This window comes from Streptomyces vietnamensis (genome assembly GCF_000830005.1).
GTDB lineage: Bacteria > Actinomycetota > Actinomycetes > Streptomycetales > Streptomycetaceae > Streptomyces > Streptomyces vietnamensis.
Window position 1 is genome coordinate 3,021,021 of record NZ_CP010407.1, and the last position, 15,790, is coordinate 3,036,810.

General features: G+C 71.6%; 13 protein-coding genes. 3 read left to right on the plus strand and 10 right to left on the minus strand.

The window, feature by feature from the left end; all coding sequences use genetic code 11:
* Positions 1 to 3: 3 nt before the first annotated feature.
* From SVTN_RS13415 to SVTN_RS13425, 3 genes are all read right to left on the minus strand, one after another.
* The gene (locus SVTN_RS13415; protein WP_041129299.1) at positions 4 to 1,353 is read right to left on the minus strand and encodes an esterase-like activity of phytase family protein; all 1,350 of its coding nucleotides are present in this window, start codon (positions 1,351 to 1,353) and stop codon (positions 4 to 6) included.
* Positions 1,354 to 1,494: 141 nt separating this feature from the next.
* Entirely contained in the window at positions 1,495 to 2,361 is an 867-nt protein-coding gene (locus SVTN_RS13420; protein WP_041129300.1) for a CYTH domain-containing protein, read from the minus strand.
* Positions 2,362 to 2,442: 81 nt separating this feature from the next.
* A complete protein-coding gene (locus tag SVTN_RS13425; protein ID WP_078908334.1) occupies positions 2,443 to 4,098 on the minus strand; it encodes a DUF2079 domain-containing protein in 1,656 nt (551 codons plus the stop codon).
* Between the two features lie 52 nt (positions 4,099 to 4,150).
* Between SVTN_RS13425 and SVTN_RS13430 the strand changes: the two genes are divergently transcribed.
* The gene (locus SVTN_RS13430; protein WP_041129301.1) at positions 4,151 to 5,305 is read left to right on the plus strand and encodes a winged helix DNA-binding domain-containing protein; all 1,155 of its coding nucleotides are present in this window, start codon (positions 4,151 to 4,153) and stop codon (positions 5,303 to 5,305) included.
* Here SVTN_RS13430 and SVTN_RS13435 read toward each other — a convergent pair.
* From SVTN_RS13435 to kdpF, 4 genes are read right to left on the minus strand one after another with little or no spacing between them, the layout of a single operon-like run.
* Positions 5,299 to 5,949 carry a potassium-transporting ATPase subunit C gene (locus SVTN_RS13435; RefSeq protein ID WP_041129302.1) on the minus strand — a complete coding sequence of 217 codons (651 nt, stop codon included), beginning with the start codon at positions 5,947 to 5,949 and terminating at the stop codon, positions 5,299 to 5,301. The genes SVTN_RS13430 and SVTN_RS13435 overlap by 7 nt on opposite strands.
* A 5-nt stretch (positions 5,950 to 5,954) precedes the next feature.
* Entirely contained in the window at positions 5,955 to 8,060 is a 2,106-nt protein-coding gene (gene kdpB / locus SVTN_RS13440) for a potassium-transporting ATPase subunit KdpB (RefSeq protein ID WP_041129303.1), read from the minus strand.
* Entirely contained in the window at positions 8,057 to 9,721 is a 1,665-nt protein-coding gene (gene kdpA, locus SVTN_RS13445) for a potassium-transporting ATPase subunit KdpA (RefSeq protein WP_041129304.1), read from the minus strand. The genes kdpB and kdpA overlap by 4 nt, the downstream gene beginning before the upstream one ends.
* An 8-nt stretch (positions 9,722 to 9,729) precedes the next feature.
* Positions 9,730 to 9,819, minus strand: coding sequence for a K(+)-transporting ATPase subunit F (kdpF, locus tag SVTN_RS41440; protein ID WP_037673713.1), 90 nt, complete (start codon positions 9,817 to 9,819; stop codon positions 9,730 to 9,732).
* A gap of 437 nt (positions 9,820 to 10,256) precedes the next feature.
* Here kdpF and pucL point away from each other — a divergent pair, with 437 nt between their 5' ends.
* Positions 10,257 to 11,174, plus strand: coding sequence for a factor-independent urate hydroxylase (pucL, locus tag SVTN_RS13455; RefSeq protein WP_041129305.1), 918 nt, complete (start codon positions 10,257 to 10,259; stop codon positions 11,172 to 11,174).
* 3 nt (positions 11,175 to 11,177) lie between these two features.
* Here pucL and crcB (SVTN_RS13460) read toward each other — a convergent pair whose 3' ends face one another.
* Together crcB (SVTN_RS13460) and crcB (SVTN_RS13465) are read right to left on the minus strand one after the other, a co-directional pair.
* Entirely contained in the window at positions 11,178 to 11,534 is a 357-nt protein-coding gene (gene crcB / locus SVTN_RS13460; RefSeq protein WP_041129306.1) for a fluoride efflux transporter CrcB, read from the minus strand.
* On the minus strand, positions 11,531 to 11,947 hold the full coding sequence (gene crcB, locus SVTN_RS13465) for a fluoride efflux transporter CrcB (protein ID WP_041129307.1): 417 nt from the start codon (positions 11,945 to 11,947) through the stop codon (positions 11,531 to 11,533). The genes crcB (SVTN_RS13460) and crcB (SVTN_RS13465) overlap by 4 nt, the downstream gene beginning before the upstream one ends.
* Positions 11,948 to 12,358: 411 nt before the next feature.
* Between crcB (SVTN_RS13465) and SVTN_RS13470 the strand changes: the two genes are divergently transcribed.
* The gene (locus SVTN_RS13470) at positions 12,359 to 13,618 is read left to right on the plus strand and encodes an IS701 family transposase (protein WP_041129308.1); all 1,260 of its coding nucleotides are present in this window, start codon (positions 12,359 to 12,361) and stop codon (positions 13,616 to 13,618) included.
* Positions 13,619 to 13,736: 118 nt separating this feature from the next.
* On the opposite strand, the gene SVTN_RS13475 is transcribed toward SVTN_RS13470, so the two are convergent.
* Complete coding sequence (locus SVTN_RS13475; protein ID WP_052499098.1) at positions 13,737 to 15,752, minus strand: helix-turn-helix domain-containing protein; 2,016 nt, start codon at positions 15,750 to 15,752, stop codon at positions 13,737 to 13,739.
* Positions 15,753 to 15,790: the final 38 nt, after the last annotated feature.

A 15,790-nucleotide genomic window follows, 5' to 3' on the forward strand; every position in this document is an offset into this window, starting at 1 on the left:
CCCTCAGCGGACCGGGCGGTCCAGCCTGACCCGTACGAGGGTGGTCTCCACGCCGCTGTCGACGAGGCGGCCGTTCGCGTCGAAGGCCTCCGGGCCGTCCGTCATGCCGAAGTCGTTGTCGTTGAGCAGGACGAGGGTCGAGGAGCCCTCGACGGCGACGCCCTCGATCTTGCCGGGGACGCCCTCGACCGTGTTCAGGTCGATGACGAGCCGCTTGTCGAGGACCGGGACCTCGGCCGCGGCCGTGTCGTCGAGCTGCTCCAGGGTGGGTGCCGTCGCGGTGTCCCAGGTGGTGCCGAGGATGTCGGAGCCGCGGCGGAGGCGGACCTCGTAGAGGCGGGCGGCCTTGTCGGTGCGCTCCTGCACGAGGAGGCGGTCGCCGCCGACGGCGACGAGCGCGGAGAGCTTCAGCTCGGAGGTCTTGGTCTGGCCGGGCTCGACGACGCCGACGGCGTCGAAGCGGTAGGCGTACTCGGCGGTGACCCGGTTCTCCTCGGGCGAGAAGCGCAGCAGGCGGGTGGTGCGGGAGTTCTCGCCGGAGACCTTGTCGGGGTTGAGCAGCGGGCTCTGCAGGCCGAGGACGAGGTCGCCGTCGGGGAGCAGCGCGAGGCCCTCGAAGCCGCGGTTGGCCTTGCGCTGGAGGAAGATCGACGGCAGCGACTCGACGACCGGGTAGTCGGTGCCGGTCAGGCCGAGGCCCTTGGGGACGTGGCGGGCGAGGACCCGGCCCTTCGCGGAGACGTGCACGAGCGAGGGCCCGTACTCGTCGACCAGCCAGAAGCTGCCGTCCCGGTCGCGGACGAGGCCCTCGGTGTCGAGGCCGTTCGGGTCGTACGCGAGCGGGGTGGAGGCGTTGTAGTCGTACGGGGCCTCGTCGCGGCCCGGCTGGTTCGGCAGGCCCGTCACGGGGGCGCCGGAGGCGGTGGTGAGCGGGATGGACTTCAGCACCTGGAGGCGGTCGCCGACGGTGCGGATCTTCACGATGGCCGGGTCGAAGCCGGGCACGGGGAAGGTGCGCCGCTTGTCCTTGCCGACGGCTATCTGCCCGTTGGGGCCCCGGTCGGTGACGGTCCAGTACTCGCCGCGCCGCCCGGCCGGGTACAGGTCGCTGCCGATGCCGCCGAGGTCGACGCCCCGGTCGTCGGCGACGCTGCCCGGCAGCAGGCCGTTGCTGAAGGCGGCCAGCGGGATGTCGGGCAGCGTCGAGGTGGAGAGGACCCGGCCGGCGGGGTCGCCGTGGTGCGCCGGGGTGGCGTCGGCCGTCCCCACGACCACCGAGCACGCGAGCGCGGCGGACAGCGGCAGGACGACGAGGGCGGGCCGGCGCAGGAGACGCGTGCTCGACGGATTCATCAGAACTCCCTGGATGACGTGGAAAGTCGCCGGTGAGGGCGGCCTCATGGTCCAGTCCTTCACTCAACTCCGGGCGACGTGTTCGCAACGCCCGGGCGAGTCCTGGGTGAACGCGCGGTCCGCCCTCGTACGTCCTGCGTCCTAGTAACGGTCGAGGATGAGCTGTGTCTTGAGGATGTCGCCGTGGTACAGCCAGCCGTGGGACTCGGCGACGGCGATGGCGTCGGCGTGCAGGTCGGCCGCGTCGGCGTACGAGCCGGTCTTGAAGGAGAGCTCGACGACGTACTCCGTGCCGGTCCCGTTCGCGCCGACGACGGGCAGCACCTCGATGCTCGCGTCGTCGGAGGGGCCCCAGGCTCCCCCGTACACCTTGGAGGTCACCGGCCCGTGGGCGCGGGAGGCCTGGAGCGTGGTCCTGCCCCAGCCGGTGCCGCCCCAGTTCTCCAGCTTGCCGGGGACGTCGTTGACGAGCCAGGTGCGGCCGGTCGTGCTCGTCGGCATCGTGGTGCCCGAGTAGCCGCTGGAGCTGTGGGACTTCTCGTTGGAGAAGCTGAGGGTCTGCTTGGCGTAGCCCCAGTCGACCTCGGCGTCGTAGTTGGTGTCGGAACTGTCGAAGCCGGCGGCGTTGGCCGTGGTGAGGGCGGCGTCGATGTCGCCGTTGGTGACGGGGAACCGCTTCTTGTACGTCTCCTCGAACGACGAGCCGCTCTTGTGGCGCAGGCGGACGCTCCAGCCCTGCGCGTCGAGCGCGAGACCGTCGGTGTCGTAGTAGCTGTACGAGCGGGCCTTGGCCGAACCGGTGATCCCGAAGGCCGACTTGACCGCCGCGCTCGGCGCGAAGCTCGCGTCGAGGGCCGCCGCGGTGAGGTTGATCTTCACCTCGTACGTCGGGACGGCGTTGGCCGCGGCGTACGCCGGCGAGGTCGGGGCGAGGAGTGCGGCGGCGACGGCGAGGGCGACGGCCGAACCGCCGGCGGCCGGGCGCGCGGCACGGGACAGGAAGGTCATGCGCCGATGCTCACGAGCGTGGGTGAGGACGGCGTGACCCTCGGACGTGGCCCCGGTGAACCGGACGGGGCGGGAAGGGGCCTACCGCAGAAGCAGGTTCGCGCCCACGTCCTTCGGGACGGCCTCCCGGATCGGGGTGCTGTCCGGGCCCGGGCGGTGCATGCCGGGGATCGGGGTGGCGGGGTCGGTGCGGTGGAGGAGGACCGTGCCGTTCCGCTGCCAGACCTGTGTGTAGCCGTGGGCGAGGAGGAGTTCGACCCGCCGGCGCTGTTCGTCGGTGGAGGCGAAGGGGAAGGTCCGGTCGTTCGTCCGGAGGAGGAACCAGTCGGCGCCGCGCGGGGTGCCGTCGGCGATGACCACGTCCGTACGGGCGGTCAGACGGGGCGCGATGGTGTTGTCGGCCTCCACGGTGGCGCCGTCCGGGATGAGTGCGGCCGCCGTGGCGAGGGGGCGTTTGTCCGGGGAGGGCCGCCAGAAGTCGGGGCGGACGAGGAGGTTCAGGCCGAGGGCGACGGCCGCCGCGGAGGAGAGGGCGAGCGCGGCGACCGCCCAGGGACGGATTCCACGACGGCGCGCGTGCAGCCTCGCCAGCGTCTCCAGGGCCGCCGTGAGCAGGATCGGCCACAGGAAGGCGTCGTAGTGGTTGATCACCGGCCAGTGGTTGGGGTTGTCGGAGAGGACGCGTTCCGCGAGGAGGGGGACGGCGAGCAGGAAGGTCGGGGAGCCGAGCGGGAGGAGGGCGAGGGAGCCCAGGATCCAGGCGAGCATGGCGACCTTGACGAAGGGCGTGACGGCGGCCTGGAGCAGGACCCAGGGGGCGGTGAGGACATGGGCCAGGGCGTCCCCCGGGTCGGTGCCGAGGCTCCCGTACGACCAGTAGTAGCCCTCGGGTCCGCCCATCGCCGGGATGAGCCGGCCGATCACGACGGCGGACACCAGCGGTCCCGCCAGGGCGAGCACGATCCCCGTGGCGCGGCCCGTGCGACGGCCTGCGCGGTGGGCGCGGACCGCGAGGACGAGGCCGTACGCGCCGACGACCAGCCCCATGTCCTCCTTGGCCGTGCACAGGAGGGCCGCCCAGAAGGCGGCGGCGCCGTAGCGGTGCGCAAGCCCCCGCTCCAGCATGAGGAGGGTGAACGGCACCGCGAAGGCGACCTCGTGGAAGCCGTTGTAGGAGGAGTTGAGGAGCGGCCAGCCGAGCGCGTACACGAGCCCGCCGAGGTCGGCGGCCCGGCGTACGACGCGCGGCTCCGCGCCCGCGAAGACGTGCCGGGCGATGCGGCGGACCACCGGCACGCCCGCCGCGAACAGCGCGGCCTGCGCGAGGATCAGCGTCCGCGGGTCGTCCCACAGCCAGTAGAGCGGCGCGAGGAGGGCGAGCGCGGGGGTGAAGTGGTCGCCGAGGAGCGAGAAGCCGGGCGGGAACTCGTGGTGGACGTTCTTGATCGGCGACCTGGGCAGCTCGAAGTGCGCGTACGCCCGCACGGCCTGGTCGAAGATGCCGAGGTCGAAGCCGGTGGCCCGCAGGGCCGTCCAGGACTGCAGCCCGAGGCCGGCGCAGACGAGGAGGCAGAGGGCGGTGAGGGCGACGCCCCGGAACCGGTCGTCCGCACCCCACCGGCCGACGCCCGCCCCGCCCTCCGCCTGCGACTGCGACTGCGACTGCGACTGCGGCTTCTGCGGCTGCCCGACGTGGTCTCGCGGGCGGGTCGGTACGTGCGACAACGCGTTCCCCATGGCCACGACCCTACGTTGCGTGCCCGAGGGGCCCGGGAGGGAGAATCACGCCATGGCCCTCACCCCCCTCACCCCCCGCGCCCTCAACCGCTCCACCCTCCACCGGCAGTTGCTCCTGGAGCGGGCGCCGCTCGGCGTCACGGAAGCGGTACGGCGAGTGGTGGGCCTCCAGGCGCAGCATCCCGGCTCGCCCTACGTGGCGCTGTGGAACCGGGTCGCGGACTTCGACCCGAAGCACCTCGACGGGGCCGTGAGCGGCTTCGAGTTGGTCAGGTCGACGCTGATGCGGCTCACGCTGCACCTCGTGCACGCCGAGGACTACCGGGCCTTCCGGGAGGGCATGGAGCCGACGCTGCGCGGTTCCCGACTGCACGACCCCCGTTTCACGAAGGCCGGATTCACGGCCGCCGACGCCGACGCGCTGCTCCCCGACCTCCTGGCGTACGCCGGGAGCGTGCGGACCGGGGCCGAGATGAAGGAGCGCCTCGAAGCCGGCCGGGGCGGGCCGGTGGAGAACGTGGTCTGGCGGATGGTGCGGCAGTACGCGCCGCTGTGGCACGCGCCGACGGGACCGCCGTGGTCGTTCGGGACCGCGCAGGCCTTCGTCACGGCGAGCGAACTGCCGGTGCTCCGCGACCCGGAGGCCTCCGCCGCCGGCCTGGCCGCCCTGCTCCGGCGCTACCTGGAGGGCTTCGGGCCCGCGTCCGTACCGGACATGGCGCAGTTCACGACGGCCCCGCGAGGCCTGGTACGGGAGGCGGTGAAGGCCCTGGAGGGTGAGCTGGAGCAACGGGAAGGGCCCGGCGGGACCGTGCTGTACGACGTACCGGGGGCGGCCCTGCCCGGCGAGGACGTCCCGGCGCCGCCCCGGCTGATGGCGATGTGGGACAGCGTCCTCCTCGCGTACGCGGACCGCAGCCGGGTCATACCGCCGGAGTACCGCAAGCACGTCATCCGCGTGAACGGCGACACGCTCCCGACGCTCCTCGTCGACGGGTACGTGGCCGGGGTCTGGCGGCCGGTCGACAGCGGGATCGAGGCCTCGGCCTTCCACCCGCTGACGGCCGGGGACTGGGACGGACTCGCGGCCGAGGCGGCGTCCCTGGGGACGCTGCTCACCGACCGCGATCCACGGCTGTACGGGCGGTACGACCACTGGTGGACCAAGGGCCTCCCGGCGGTCGAGACGCGAGTGCTGCCCTACTGACGCCCGGCCATTTCGCGCAGTGCGACGTTGAGTTCGAGGACGTTGACGCGGGGTTCGCCGATGAAGCCGAGGATCCGGTCGTCGGTGTGGGCGGCGACGAGCCTGTCGACCTGGGCGACGGTGAGGTGGTTCTTCTCGGCGACGCGGTGGACCTGGAGCTTCGCGTACTCCGGGGAGATGTGCGGGTCCAGGCCGGAACCGGAGGAGGTGACGGCGTCGGCGGGGACGTCGGAGGGCTTGACCTGGTAGTCGGCGGTGGAGTTGTCCTCGACGACGGCCGCCTTGGCGTCCTTGACCCACTTGATCAGGTCGGCGTTGTCGCCGGAGCGGTTGGTGGCGCCGGAGAGGATCAGCTTGTACTGGGTGTTGACGCTGTTCGTGCCGAGGCCGTTGGACGGGCGCGGCTGGAACCAGCGGAGGTCGGGCTTACCGCCGGCCAGGTACGTCTGGCCGATGAGTTCGGAGCCGACGACCCTGCCGCTCGCGTCCTTGGTCTCGGAGCCGTTGGCCTTGCCGGGGAAGGCGACCTGGGCGATCCCGGTGACGGCGAGCGGGTAGAGCACGCCGGTGATCACGGTGAGGACGAGGAGGGCGCGGAGTCCGGCCCAGAGCAACCGTCCTGCGTTTCCTACGGAGTTGTTCATCGTGTTCAGCCGATTCCGGGGATGAGGGAGAGGAGGAGGTCGATGATCTTGATGCCGATGAACGGGGCGACCAGGCCGCCCAGGCCGTAGATGCCCAGGTTGCGCCGCAGCATCGAGTCGGCGCTGGAGGGGCGGTAGCGCACGCCCTTGAGGGCGAGCGGGACCAGGGCCACGATGATCAGCGCGTTGAAGATGACGGCGGACAGGATCGCGGACTGGGGCGAGGCCAGGCCCATGATGTTGAGCCTGTCCAGGCTCGGGTAGGCGACGGCGAACATCGCGGGGATGATCGCGAAGTACTTCGCCACGTCGTTGGCGATCGAGAAGGTCGTCAACGCACCCCGGGTGATGAGGAGTTGCTTGCCGATCTCGACGATCTCGATGAGCTTGGTCGGGTTGGAGTCGAGGTCGACCATGTTGCCGGCCTCCTTCGCGGCCGACGTGCCCGTGTTCATCGCGACCCCGACGTCGGCCTGCGCGAGGGCGGGGGCGTCGTTGGTGCCGTCGCCGGTCATCGCGACCAGCTTGCCGCCGGCCTGCTCCCGTTTGATGAGGGCCATCTTGTCCTCGGGGGTGGCCTCGGCGAGGAAGTCGTCGACCCCGGCCTCCTCGGCGATGGCCTTCGCGGTCAGCGGGTTGTCACCCGTGATCATGACCGTCTTGATGCCCATCCGGCGCAGCTCGTCGAACCGCTCCCGCATGCCCTCCTTGACGACGTCCTTGAGGTGGATGACACCGAGGACCCGGGCCCCGTCCGCATCCTCCACAGCCACAAGCAGCGGCGTGCCACCAGCCTGCGCAATGGCGTCGGTGAGCTGCTGGACGTCCTGGGCGACCTGGCCACCGCGTTCCTCCACCCATGCCACGACCGAACCGGTCGCACCCTTGCGGACCTTGCGCCCGTCCACGTCCACGCCCGACATCCGGGTCTGGGCGGTGAACTCGATCCATGCGGCGTGGGCGAGTTCGCCCTGGTGGCGCTCGCGCAGCCCGTACTTCTCCTTGGCGAGGACGACGATCGAGCGGCCCTCGGGGGTCTCGTCGGCGAGCGAGGACAGCTGGGCGGCATCGGCCAGTTCGGCGGCCGTCGTCCCGGCGACCGGGACGAACTCCGAGGCCTGCCGGTTGCCCAGGGTGATGGTGCCGGTCTTGTCGAGCAGCAGCGTGGAGACGTCACCGGCGGCCTCGACCGCGCGCCCGGACATGGCGAGCACGTTGCGCTGCACGAGGCGGTCCATACCAGCGATGCCGATCGCGGAGAGCAGCGCGCCGATCGTGGTCGGGATCAGGCAGACCAGCAGCGCGGTCAGGACGATCATCGAGGTCTGCCGGTCGGCGCCCGCGTAGATCGCGAACGGCTTCAGCGTCACGACCGCCAGCAGGAAGACGATGGTCAGCGAGGCGAGCAGGATGTTGAGGGCGATCTCGTTCGGGGTCTTCTGCCGGGCCGCGCCCTCGACCAGGTTGATCATCCGGTCGATGAACGTCTCACCGGGCTTCGTGGTGATCTTGATGACGACGCGGTCGGACAGCACCTTCGTGCCGCCGGTGACCGCGCACCGGTCACCGCCCGACTCCCGGATCACCGGGGCAGACTCGCCGGTGATCGCGGACTCGTCCACCGACGCCACGCCCTCGACGACGTCGCCGTCGCCGGGGATGACGTCACCGGCCTCGCAGACCACCAGGTCGCCGATCGTCAGTGCGGTGCCGGGGACCTGCTCCTCGCCCGTCTTCGTCAGGCGGCGGGCGACGGTGTCGGTCTTGGCCTTGCGCAGGGTGTCGGCCTGGGCCTTGCCCCGGCCCTCGGCCACGGCCTCGGCGAGGTTGGCGAAGATCGTGGTCAGCCACAGCCAGGCGGTGATCGCCCAGCCGAACCAGTCCCCCGGGTTCATGACCGAAAGGACGGTGGTGACGACCGAGCCGACCAGCACCACGAACATGACGGGCGACTTGACCATCATCCGGGGGTCGAGCTTCCGGACCGCGTCCGGGAAGGACTTGACCAGCTGCTTCGGGTCGAACAGGCCGCTGCCGACGCGTCCGGTCTCGGCCGGCCGTCCGGTGGGCGCCCCTGACTGCGGGGGCCGGGTGGGAGTGAGGGTGCTCATGCTGCGAGTCCTTCGGCGAGCGGGCCAAGGGCGAGGGCCGGGAAGTAGGTGAGACCGGTGACGATCACGATCGTGCCGACGAGAAGGCCGGTGAACAGCGGCTTCTCCGTCCGCAGCGTGCCCGCCGTCTCCGGCACGGGCGTCTGCTCGGCCAGCGAACCCGCCAGGGCGAGGACGAACACCATCGGCAGGAACCGGCCGAGCAGCATCACGATGCCGATCGTGGTGTTGAACCACTGTGTGTCGGCGTTCAGGCCCGCGAAGGCGGAGCCGTTGTTGTTCGCGCCGGACGTGTAGGCGTAGAGGATCTCGGAGAACCCGTGCGCGCCGGAGTTGGTCATCGAGTCCGCCGGCGTCGGCAGGGCCATCGCCAGCGCGGTGAAGCAGAGCACCAGCGCCGGGGTGATGAGGATGTACAGCGCGGCGAACTTGATCTCCCGCGTGCCGATCTTCTTGCCCAGGTACTCCGGGGTGCGGCCGACCATCAGACCGGCGATGAACACCGCGATGATCGCCATGATCAGCATGCCGTACAGGCCCGATCCGACACCGCCGGGCGCGATCTCGCCCAGCTGCATGCCCAGCATCGTGATCCCGCCGCCGAAACCGGTGTACGAGGAGTGGAAGGAGTTCACCGCGCCCGTCGACGTCAGCGTGGTCGCCACGGCGAAGATCGACGAACCGCCGATGCCGAACCGGGTCTCCTTGCCCTCCATCGCCCCGCCCGCGAGGTCGAAGGCCGGTCCGTGGTGGGCGAACTCGGTCCACATCATCAGGGCGGTGAACCCCACCCAGATGGTGGCCATGGTGGCGAGGATCGCGTACCCCTGCCGGATCGAGCCGACCATCCGGCCGAAAGTCCGCGTCAGCGCGAACGGGATGACGAGGATCAGGTAGATCTCGAAGAGGTTCGACAGGCCGTTGGGGTTCTCGAAGGGGTGGGCGGAGTTGGCGTTGAAGTAGCCGCCGCCGTTCGTGCCCAGCTCCTTGATGACCTCCTGCGAGGCCACCGCACCGCCGTTCCACTGCTGCGAGCCGCCCGCGAACTGCCCGACCTCGTGGATCCCGGAGAAGTTCTGGATCGCGCCGCAGGCCACCAGGACGAGGGCGCCGATCACGGAGATCGGCAGCAGGATCCGGACGACACCCCGGACCAGGTCGGCCCAGAAGTTGCCCAGGTCACCCGTGCGGGAGCGGGCGAAGCCACGAACCAGCGCGACCGCCACGGCGATCCCCACCGCCGCCGACACGAAGTTCTGCACCGCCAGGCCGCCGGTCTGCACGACGTGGCCCATGGCCTGCTCGCCGTAGTACGACTGCCAGTTGGTGTTCGCCACGAACGACGCGGCCGTGTTGAAGGCCTGGTCCGGGTCGATCGACACGAAGCCCAGCGAGCCGGGCAGCGAGCCCTGCACCCGCTGCAGCAGGTAGAGGAAGAGGACGCTCACGGCGGAGAAGGCGAGGACGCCCCGCAGGTAGGCGGGCCAGCGCATCTCGACGTTCGGGTTCGCACCGATCGCCTTGTAGATCCACTTCTCGGGCCGGTAGTGCTTCTCCGAGGAGTACACCTTCGCCATGTAGTCACCGAGGGGCCGGTACGAAAGGCCCAGGGCGACGATCAACGCCAGAAGCTGGAGGACTCCAGCAAGAACCGGACTCATCTCTGGACTCAGAACCTCTCCGGCTTGACGAGGGCGAGGACGAGATAGCCCAGGAGAGCGGCCGCGACGAGCAGACCGACGATGTTCTCGGCAGTCACAGTTTGGCCACCCCCTTGGCGATGAAGGCCACCAGCGCGAAGACCGCGATCGTGGTGACGACGAAGGCCACGTCGGCCATCGTGAGCTCCCGGATGCAGGAAGAAGGAAGAACGGATTCTCGGACGAGACGAGGAAACCTCTTGTCCGTTCGCTCGCCGCCTCCGTTGACGTGCCCCTAACGCCACGAATGCCCGTCTTGACGCTTTCCCTACGCTTCCTCTGCGCTTCCTCTGCGCGAGGCCCTCCCCATTGCCAGTGGCCAGAAGTGCACATATCTTCGAGCCGACACCTACGGACCGGGATGCTCGTCAGTCCCGGGGCGGTCCGCCGTTCACGGGCCGGACGGCGGGGAGCGCACCTCCTGGACGACGGAGGACGCTGGACGCCGGGCGTACGGGATATCCGTATCCACGTACCCGCAGGAGCTGAGCAGCACATGAGCAAGCACGTCCTCGCCCAGAACCAGTACGGCAAGGCCGAGAACCGCATCGTCACGGTCACCCGCAAGGGCAACGACGGCGCGTGGCACGAGATCCGCGACCTGAACGTGTCGGTGGCGCTGCGCGGTGAGTACCGCGACGTCCATCTGACCGGCGACAACGGCAACTGCCTGCCGACGGACACCACCAAGAACACGATCTACGCCTTCGCCAAGGAGCACGGCGTCGACTCCCCCGAGGCCTTCGGCATCCTCCTGGCGAAGCACTTCGTGAGTTCCCAGGCCGTGATCCACGAGGCGCAGATCCGGGTCGAGGAGTTCGCCTGGGAGCGGATCTCGGTGCCGAGCCGCAAGGAGCAGCACTCCTTCGCCCGCAAGGGTCAGGAGGTCCGTACCGCGCAGATCACGTACTCGGAGACCACCGGCCTCCAGGTCCTGTCGGGCCTCAAGGACCTGACGGTCATGAACTCGACCAACTCCGAGTTCCACGGCTTCATCAAGGACGAGTACACGACGCTCCAGGAGGCGTACGACCGCATCCTGGCCACCAAGGTCACCGCCCGCTGGGCGAACTCGGCCTCGGCGGCGGCGAACCCGGAGCACGACTGGGACGCCTCGTACGCGAAGGTGCGGCGCCACATGCTGGAGGCGTTCGCGGAGACGTACAGCTACTCGCTGCAGCAGACCCTGCACGCGATGGCGGACCGGGTCCTGGACCACGTCTCCACGGTCAACGAGGTCCGGCTGAACCTGCCGAACAAGCACCACTTCCTGGTGGACCTGGAGCCGTTCGGGCTGAAGAACGACAACGAGGTGTACTTCGCGGCCGACCGGATGTACGGCCTGATCGAGGGCACCGTCCACCGTCAGGGCGTCCAGCCGGTGATCGCGACCAGCGACTGGATCACCGCGTAGGGATCAGCGGAGCCCGGCCGCCGTCTCCACTCCCAGCCATACGGCTCCGAGTCCGGCGGCCAGGCTCCCGGCCACGTTCAGGGCCGCGTAGCCCTTCGCCCCGTTCTCGTACAGCCGGAACGTCTCGTACGAGAAGGTGGAGTACGTCGTCAGCGCCCCGCACAGGCCCGTGCCGAGCAGCAGGTGCGCCTGTGCCGAGGTGACGCCGGTCAGGAGTCCGAGGACGAAGGATCCGACGACGTTGACGGTGAAGGTGCCCCAGGGGAAGACCGAGTCGTGGCGCGCCTGGACCGCGCGGTCGGTGAGGTAGCGCAGGGGCGCGCCGACGACGGCGCCCGCCACGACGAGCAGCCAGTTCACGCGTGCCTCCCCCGGGCCCGTACGACCGCCCGGGCGGCGGTGACGCCCGCCCAGACGGCGGCGAGGGCGGCGAGCAGGGTCCCGCCGAGATAGAGCAGTGCCCGTGTCGGGTCGCCCGCGCTCAACAGCCGCTGGGTGTCGAGGCTGTACGTGGAGAAGGTGGTGAACCCGCCGCAGAAGCCGGTGCCGAGGAAGGGCCGGAGCAGCGGGTGCGGGGCGGTCGTGGTCTCGGTGAGGAGGACCATGAGGGTGCCGAGCACCGCGCAGCCGACCGCGTTGACCGTGAGGACCGTCCAGGGGAAGGCGCCGTCCGGGGTGGGCCGGACGAGGGAGGCGCCGTAGCGTGCGGCCGCGCCGAGGGCGCCGCCGGCGGCGACCACCGCGACGACCGGCAGATCCTTGCGCAGCCCCATGGGCCCAAGGTTACGAGCAAGGCGAGGCGCACAGACACGGCCCCCGGCCTGGGGCATTAACCGGGGGCCGGTCCGTGCAGCCTCGCTCTGCGATGGTCCGGCCACGCCGTGCGAGGGGTCAAAGCGGGGCCGGCGAGTCTGTCAGATCCCCCCGCGGGGTATCGCCGGGGTGGTCCCCCCGGGTGTCCCGGGGTATTCCGTACGCCCATGACGGGGGTCCGTGACAGGGCTGTGGCGAGGCTGCGAGGGGCTGCGACGGGGGCTCTGACCTGCTCGGACGGAGGGGGAGGTGGTCCGGCCACCATCCGGGATGCATTTCGGGTGCCGGGTACACCTCGTCCCGGCGGGCGGGGGCGGGCGAGGGTGGTGGAGCAGCGGGAGGGAGCTGCGCAACCTTCGGGCAGGAGTGTCGTGAGTACATCCGTCGCAACCAAGCGCAGGATCGCCGGGGCCGTCGCCCCGGCCGTGTCCCTGGGCGTCGTCAGGTCCTCCGGCGGCGCGGCCGATTCGCGCGGGGACGTCTACGCCGAGCTGTGTGCCGCGCTGTTCTCCGGCTTCCCGCGCCGCGACCAGCGGCTGAAGGCCGAGCAGTACCTGCACGGTCTGCTGACGGCGCAGGGCCGCAAGTCGATCCGCAACATCGCCGCGCAGATCGGCGGTCCCGCGGCCGAGCAGAGCCTGCACCACTTCGTGTCCAGTTCCACCTGGGACTGGCAGCCGATGCGGGCGGCGCTCGCCCGGTACCTGGAGCGGAACACCTGCCCGCAGGCGTGGGTGGTGCGGCCGATGCCGATCCCGAAGGCCGGGGAGCACTCGGTGGGGGTGGACCGGCGGTTCGACCCGGAGCGCGGGCAGGTCTTCCACGGGCAGCAGGCGTTCGGGGTGTGGTTCGCGAGCGACGAGCTGAGCGTGCCGGTCAACTGGCGTCTCTTCCTGCCGGATCCCTGGGTGAACGACCGGACGCGGCGCGACCGCGCGGAGGTTCCGCAGGAGGCCGGCGAGGAGACCCTGGAGGAGTGCGCGGTCGCGGCGGCGCTCGACACCGCCCGCTGGTCCGACGTGACCCGCAAGCCGGTGCTGCTCGACATCCGGGGCGGGGCGGGGCGGGCGGCCCTGACGCGGCTCGCGGGGGCGGGCGTGCCGGTGGTGGCGCGGATCAACCCGGGTTCGCGGCTCGCGATCGCCGACCGTTCGCTGCCGGGCTTCGGGGCGGGGCCGCTGTCGGCGGTGCAGATCCTGGAGTCGCTCAAGGGGCTGCGCAGGCCGGTGAGCTGGGTGGACACGGTGGCGGGGGCGCGGACCTCGCGGACCTCGCTCGCGACGGCCGTGCGGGTCGCGCTGCCGACGCCGGGCGGGGAGCGGATGCGTCCGCTGGTGCTGCTGGGCGAGTGGGACGACCCGCGCCGGGCGCCGGCCCGGGTGTGGATCAGCGATCTGACGAACTCCCCGGTGGGTTCGCTGGTGCGGATCACGAAGCTCGGCCGCCGGGTGGAGCGGGACTTCGCGGAGGTCGGCGAGGGGGCGGGGCTGCGGGACTTCGTGGGCCGTTCGTTCCGCGGCTGGCACCGTCACATCACGCTGGCCTCGGCGGCCCACGCGGCGACGGTCATGGCCGGCGGCTGGGACGCGGCGTACGACACGGGCTACGCGTCGGGCCGCTCGGCGAGCTGACGGCTACGGCTCGGACCGTTCGGCCGGCTGACGGGCTACGGCTCGGATCCTTCGGCCGGCTGACGGGCGACGACTCGGGCCGCTCGGCCAGCTGATGGGCTACGGTCCCGGCTGACCGCTACGGCCCCGGCTGTCGGGTGCCCGGGTCCGTCGTCGCGCGGCCGCGGGTCAGGACCTCCCGGGTGCGCTGGAGGCGCAGCGCCAGCTGGACCTCCAGGACCTGGCCGGGCTTCTGCCATTCGGGGCCGAGGAGTTCGCCGATCCGTTCCAGGCGGCGGGAGACCGTGTTGGGGTGGACGTGGAGCGCCTCGGCCGCGTTCGTGGGGCTGCCGCCGGAGGCGAAGTACGCCTCCAGGGTGTGGGTGAGGTCGGTGAACCGTTCGGCGTCGTAGTCCAGTACGGGTCCGATCGCCGCCTCGACGAAGCCGTCGACGTCGTTGTCGTCGGAGAGCAGCAGCCCGAGGAAGCCCAGGTCCTGCACGGAGGCGGCGGATCCGGTGCCGCCGAGCGCGCTCATCGCGTCCAGGCAGCGGTGGGCCTCCTGGTGGATCCGTCCGATGCCGTCCGGGCTCTGGGCGGGTCCTGCGGCGGAGACGGAGACGGGGTGCCCGAGCAGCGGGGACAGTTCGGCGGCGACGGCCTTGGCGGCGGCCGAGGCGTCGATGCCGGGGAGCAGCAGCACGATGCAGCCGCCCTGCACGGTCTTCAGGCCGGAGAGGCGGTACGCGTACGAGGACGCCCACACCACCGCCCGGCCCTGCTCGCCGCCCTCGGGCCGGGCGATCACGAGGACGTGCGGCCGGCGCAGGTCGACGCCGAGGCGGCGGGCGCGCTGGGCGATCTGCTGCGGGGCGTGCGGCGGGTCGGCGATGAGGTCGTCGAGGAGTTCGTCGCGGACGGGTCCTTCGGCGACGGCGGTGGAGCGGCGCATCAGGAGGAGGAAGGCGACGGTCTGGGCGGCGAGTTCGAGGAGGCGTTCGTCCTCGCCGGTGAGTCCGCCGGCGGCGCGGATGACGAGGCCGCCGAGGTCCTCGGAGCCCGCGATGACCGGCGCGACCCAGGTGTCGTCGTCGGCGAGGACGGGGCGGCGCCGGGCGTGGGCGTCGAGGGAGGCCTTGGCGACGGCCTCCTCGTCGAGGCCGGGGATGTCTCCGGCGGTGGCGAGGGTGCGGCCGCCGGGGTCGCGGACGAGCACGGTCGCGTCGAGGGCGTCGGCGGCCGCCTTGGCGACGTTGCACAGGTCGCCGCCGGCGAGGACGAGGTTCATGATGCGGCCGTGGGCCTCGCTGACGTGCCGCATCCGGGTGAGCCGGGTGCGTACCCGGGCGCTGTCCCGTTCCAGTTCGGAGACCTCGGCGCGGGTGCGGTCGAGGAGGCCGGCCTTCTCGACGGCGAGTGCGGCGAGGTCGGCGAGGGCGGCGAGGAGCCCGATCTCCTCGGCCGTGTGGTGCCGGACGCGCCGGTCCGCGCCGTGGAGGGCGCCGATGACGGTGTCCCCGCTGCGCAGCGGGGCGGCCACGATCGCGTGGAGTCCCTCGGCGCGCAGGGCGGATTCGGCGGCCTCGTCGAAGTCGGGGGCGTGGACGCCGGCGTCGAGGGAGCCGGAGGGGGCGAAGCGCTCGTCGGCGAGGTAGTCGGCGGTCCAGACGGGCTCGCCGTGGAGCTGGACGGCGCCGCCGAGTCCGTACCCCTCGGCGATCCGGAGTCCGGGGGCGAGGCGCGGGCCGGGGCCCGGCGCGGTGCGGGTGCCCTCGGTGGTGTGGACGTAGCAGGCGCCGTGCGGGCCGCGCAGGGTCACGTACGCGAGGTCGAGGTCGAGGAGCCGGCGGGCGCGGCGGGTGATGACGCGCAGCAGGCTGTCGAGGTCGTAGGAGAGGGTGAGGTCGCGGGCGGTGTCGCCGAGGGTGGCGAGTCCGGCCTCGCGGCGGGCGTCGCGGGCGCGTGCGGTGTGGACCTCGCCGGCGAGTTCCACGGCCCGCTCCAGGCGGTGGAGTTCCGCGCCGGTGAGTCCGGTCCGCCGGGCCTCGTCGAGGAGGGTGTCGAAGCGGGCGGGCGTGGCCTGCCCGGCGAGCAGTTCGAGGACCGTGAGCAGCGCGTCGGCACCACCGGCTCCGTCCGCGCCGTCCAGCGTCATGGCCCCTGCCCCCGTAGTTGAGCGATAAATCGGGCACC

Coding starts and splice junctions, on each gene's coding strand:
- SVTN_RS13435 (WP_041129302.1), bottom strand. CDS start 5,949: ATGAACAACTCCGTAGGAAACGCAGGACGGTTGCTCTGGGCCGGACTC.
- SVTN_RS13420 (WP_041129300.1), bottom strand. CDS start 2,361: ATGACCTTCCTGTCCCGTGCCGCGCGCCCGGCCGCCGGCGGTTCGGCC.
- pucL (WP_041129305.1), top strand. CDS start 10,257: ATGAGCAAGCACGTCCTCGCCCAGAACCAGTACGGCAAGGCCGAGAAC.
- crcB (WP_041129307.1), bottom strand. CDS start 11,947: ATGGGGCTGCGCAAGGATCTGCCGGTCGTCGCGGTGGTCGCCGCCGGC.
- kdpA (WP_041129304.1), bottom strand. CDS start 9,721: ATGAGTCCGGTTCTTGCTGGAGTCCTCCAGCTTCTGGCGTTGATCGTC.
- SVTN_RS13430 (WP_041129301.1), top strand. CDS start 4,151: ATGGCCCTCACCCCCCTCACCCCCCGCGCCCTCAACCGCTCCACCCTC.
- kdpB (WP_041129303.1), bottom strand. CDS start 8,060: ATGAGCACCCTCACTCCCACCCGGCCCCCGCAGTCAGGGGCGCCCACC.
- SVTN_RS13415 (WP_041129299.1), bottom strand. CDS start 1,353: ATGAATCCGTCGAGCACGCGTCTCCTGCGCCGGCCCGCCCTCGTCGTC.
- SVTN_RS13475 (WP_052499098.1), bottom strand. CDS start 15,752: ATGACGCTGGACGGCGCGGACGGAGCCGGTGGTGCCGACGCGCTGCTC.
- SVTN_RS13425 (WP_078908334.1), bottom strand. CDS start 4,098: ATGGGGAACGCGTTGTCGCACGTACCGACCCGCCCGCGAGACCACGTC.